Origin of the sequence: Streptomyces sp. SID5785 (assembly GCF_009870065.1) — a bacterium.
In the GTDB taxonomy this organism is placed as follows: domain Bacteria; phylum Actinomycetota; class Actinomycetes; order Streptomycetales; family Streptomycetaceae; genus Streptomyces.
The window spans coordinates 1-2852 of the sequence record NZ_WWIA01000275.1 but is presented as its reverse complement, the minus strand read 5'-3'; the positions used below and the strand labels follow the sequence as shown (position 1 = coordinate 2852).

Annotated in this window: 4 protein-coding genes and 1 pseudogene; all 5 read right to left on the bottom strand. The window is 73.6% G+C overall.

All coding sequences use genetic code 11. The annotated features are described in order from the left end of the window. Nucleotides 1-581, bottom strand: a 581-nt coding sequence (locus tag GTW43_RS08765; protein ID WP_272922509.1) for a thiamine pyrophosphate-binding protein, incomplete at its 3' end; no start/stop codon positions are given. 9 nt (nucleotides 582-590) lie between these two features. Continuing rightward, entirely contained in the window at nucleotides 591-1367 is a 777-nt protein-coding gene (locus GTW43_RS08760; protein ID WP_161301059.1) for an SDR family oxidoreductase, read from the bottom strand. 22 nt (nucleotides 1368-1389) lie between these two features. Then, complete coding sequence (locus tag GTW43_RS08755; RefSeq protein ID WP_161301058.1) at nucleotides 1390-2139, bottom strand: SDR family oxidoreductase; 750 nt, start codon at nucleotides 2137-2139, stop codon at nucleotides 1390-1392. Continuing rightward, a complete protein-coding gene (locus GTW43_RS08750; RefSeq protein ID WP_161301057.1) occupies nucleotides 2132-2653 on the bottom strand; it encodes a cupin domain-containing protein in 522 nt (173 codons plus the stop codon). Before GTW43_RS08750 ends, GTW43_RS08755 begins: the two co-directional genes overlap by 8 nt. Nucleotides 2654-2666: 13 nt before the next feature. Continuing rightward, nucleotides 2667-2852 (bottom strand): annotated as a pseudogene (locus tag GTW43_RS08745) (alpha/beta hydrolase); the annotation flags it as partial.

Sequence of the window (2852 nt, the reverse complement as noted above, 5' to 3'; positions counted from 1 at the left end):
GCCGCGGCCAGGGCGGCGGCGTCGAGCACCGGGCCGGCGGGCGCCTGCGGCGACCGGACGGCGTCGGTCTGGGCGGCGTACTGGAGGTCGATGGGCCACTCGACGCTGACCGGGCCGCCGGGCGCGGTGAGCGCGGCCCGCGCCGCCTCGCGCAGGAGCCGGCCCGCGTCCTCGGTGGAGCCGACGGTGACGGCGTGCTTGGAGACCGCGGTCAGCATGCCGAGCTGGTCCTTGGTCTCGTGGATGAAGCCGCGCCCGCTGCCCAGGTGGGCACTCTCCACCTGCCCGGTGACGTGCAGGACGGAGGTGCCGGAGGCGAGCGCCTCGACGAGCGAGCCCGCCGCGTTGCCCGCGCCGGTGCCGGTCGAGGTGAGCGCGCAGCCGAGGCCGCCGCGGGCCCGCCCGTAGGCGTCGGCCGCGTTGACGGCGCTCGCCTCGTGGCGGACCGGGACGAACCGCAGCTCGCGGTCGACGGCCTCGACCAGCGGCAGGTTGTGCACGGACACGATGCCGAAGACCGTGTCGATGCCGAGTTCCTTCAGGACGGCGACCAGGAGGGCGCCGCCGTTGTCGTAGCGCATGCGTGCTCCTCAGAGGATGCCGCGGCCGACTCCGCCGCAGACGTCGATGCTGGTACCGGTGATGTACGAGGCGCGCGGCGCGAGCAGCGCGAGGATCGCGTACGCGACCTCCTCGGCGCGGCCGAGCCGGCCGAGGGCGACGCCGCGGTCGGCGGCGAGTTCCGCCTGCCAGTCCTCGTACGGCATGCCGCTGTCCGCGGCGGCGTGCCGGCGGGTCCACTGGCCCGTGTCGATGAGGCCCAGGCACACGGAGTTGACCCGGATGCCGTCCGCCGCCAGCTCGCCGGCGAGGGACTTGGAGAGGTTGAGGATGCCCGCGCGGGCCGCGCTCGTCGTGATGAGGCGGGGCTCGGGCTGCTTGGCGAGGACGGCGTTGACGTTCACGACGGACGCCGCGTCCGAGGCACGCAGCAGGTCGCGGGAGGCCCGGAGCGGGTGGAGGACGCCCGCGAACTTGAGGTCCAGCTCGTCGCGCCAGTCGTCCCACGTCGTGTCGTCGAGGCGCTTCATCCGGGACTGCCCGGCGTTGTTGACGAGGCCGTCGAGGCGCCCGCCGAAGGCGCCGGCGGCGGCGGTGACGAACGCGCGCACCGCGTCCGCGTCCCGGACGTCGCAGGTGGCCGTGAACAGCCGCTCGTGGTGGCCGATCCGCTTCAGCCGGTCGGCGTCGCGCCCGCACGTGGCGACGTGGGCGCCCTCGTCGAGCAGGGCGCGGACCGTGGCCAGGCCTACGCCCGAGCTGCCTCCGGTGACCAGGTAGGTCCGGTCGGCGAGGCCCAGATCCATGACAACTCCTCTAGATACAGCGCTAGTTCATCGTGAAGCCGCCGTTGACGGCGATCACCTGTCCGGTCAGGTAGCGGGACTCCTCGGAGAGGAGGAAGGAGGCGAGCCCGGTCAGGTCGTCCGGCCGCTGCGGGCGCGAGATCGCCCGGTTCGCCGCGTACAGACCGTGCCGCTCGACGGGGACCGACTCGGTGGCCTCGACCTCGGTGAGGCCCGGCGCGAGCGCGTTCACCGTGATGCCGCGCTCGCCCAGCTCGCGGGCCATGGCCCGGGTCAGGGCGATGACGGCGCCCTTGGAGGCGATGTAGTGCGCGAGCCGCGGGGAGCCGTACAGGGCGGCGTCCGAGGCGATGTTCACGATGCGGCCGGTGGGGCCGAACAGCGGGTGCAGGGCCTTGGCGACGAGCCAGGGGCCGCGCGCGTTCACCGTCATCAGGCGGTCCCAGACCTCGATGTCGATGTCCTGGAACTCCTTGCCGCCCACACCGTCGGCGAGCGCGGCGTTGTTCACCAGCCCGTACAGGCCGCCGCCCGACTCCCGCACGAAGTCGGCCAGTCCGGCCACGGACGCCGGGTCCGCCACGTCGCACCGTACGGAGCGGGCGTCGATGCCCGCCGCGCGCAGCTCGGCCGCGGCCCGCTCGCCGCGCTCGGCGTCGAGCTCGGCGACGACGACCCGGAAGCCGTCCTCGCCCGCCCGGCGGGCCATGGCCAGTCCGAGGCCACGGCCCGCCCCGGTCACGACGACCGTGCGCGCGGACGCGTCAGTCACGGGTGACGCCGTGCATCGGCGAGTACTCGGGGTACGAGGGCACCTGCGGCTTCTGCGTGCCGATGACGACGCAGAACAGGGCGTCGGTGTCGCCCTCGTTCTTCAGCGAGCGGGTCACCCCGGCCGGGACCACGATCATGTCGCGGTAGCCCAGGGTGCGGTACTCGGCCTCGTCGGGGCCGCGGTGGATGCCGACCCTGACCTCGCCCTCCAGGACGAAGAAGGCCTCCTCCACGTCGTGGTGGGTGTGGGCCGGGCCCTCGGCGCCCGGGGGCAGCAGCATGTTGGAGAAGGTGAAGCCGCCCGACGGGATGATGCGGGAGTCGCCCTCGTGGTTGCCGGTCGCGCCGGAGCCGACGTAGCGGATCTGGCCGCGGCGGTACTGCGGGCCGGCCTTCTCCTGGAAGGAGAGCGTGTCGAAGTCGGCGACGCGCGAGGCCTTCGAGGCGATCAGCGAGTCGGTGTACGTGGCGAGGTCGCCGCCGTTGTCGTACGCGGTGGTGGTCACGGGCATGGTGCGTCCTTCGCTAGCGGGTGGCGATGTGCAGGTGGGACAGGACCCAGGCGTTGAAGCGCGCGGGCTGTTCCTGGTTGGCCAGGTGACCGGCGTCCTTGACGATCACGTAGGCGGTCTTGTGCAGGCCTCCGGCGAGGACCTGGGAGGCCTCGACGCCGGTGACGGTGTCGCGGTCGCCGCACACGACGAGTGCGGG

Excerpts from the sequence above, each read along its gene's own strand:
- GTW43_RS08750 (WP_161301057.1), bottom strand. The coding sequence starts at position 2,653 with ATGCCCGTGACCACCACCGCGTACGACAACGGCGGCGACCTCGCCACG.
- GTW43_RS08760 (WP_161301059.1), bottom strand. The coding sequence starts at position 1,367 with ATGGATCTGGGCCTCGCCGACCGGACCTACCTGGTCACCGGAGGCAGC.